This window comes from Vibrio sp. 1401 (genome assembly GCF_033340295.1).
Genome location: NZ_JAWOWF010000555.1, coordinates 1 through 605, shown reverse-complemented (window position 1 = coordinate 605; position 605 = coordinate 1). Strand labels below are relative to the sequence as shown.

Sequence of the window (605 nt, the reverse complement as noted above, 5' to 3'; positions counted from 1 at the left end):
TCGGCGTTCGTAAATATGGTGATGAAAAGATTCTGCGTCAGTTGATTGGCCTGTTTAGTGTTGCAGCACTGCTTATCTTCGCTGCGTCACAATGGAAACTGACCTCTATCTGGCCAATCCTAGCGCCATTCTGTTTGATTGCAGTTGCTAACGGTGCTCTTTACCCAATCGTAGTAAACCGCGCATTAGCAAGTGCTCAACAGAGTCCTGCTACGGCTGCTGGTCTACAAAACAGCCTGCAAATTACCGTGAGCAGCCTATCAAGCGCACTAGTAGCAGCGATGGCAAGCCAAGCTCAAATGGTTACGGGCGTGGCAATCGTCATTTGTATGGGTGGCTTGTGGATGGGTTACATTCTGTCGAATCGTGAACTCTCTAAGCATTTCACTACACCTGACAACGCTCGCGTCGTCAGCGAAGATGAACTTTAAGTCTGTACTTCAGTCCATCCGATCATAATAAGAGCCGCGTAATGCGGCTCTTTTCATTTATAAACTTTTCAGTCCCCACTTCTGAGCAGTCTGCTTAAAGAAGCCTTGTGTTTTTTTCAACTCCACCCAGTGATTGATGTAGTTAATCCAGACTTGGTCGTCTTGTGGTAACAA

Annotated in this window: 2 pseudogenes; one reads left to right on the top strand and one right to left on the bottom strand. The window is 46.6% G+C overall.

From position 1 onward, the window contains the following. Positions 1-431: pseudogene (locus tag R7Z77_RS26800) on the top strand (Bcr/CflA family multidrug efflux transporter); the annotation flags it as partial. A 57-nt stretch (positions 432-488) separates the two neighbouring features. Here R7Z77_RS26800 and R7Z77_RS26795 read toward each other — a convergent pair. After that, positions 489-605 (bottom strand): annotated as a pseudogene (locus R7Z77_RS26795) (amino acid ABC transporter substrate-binding protein); the annotation flags it as partial.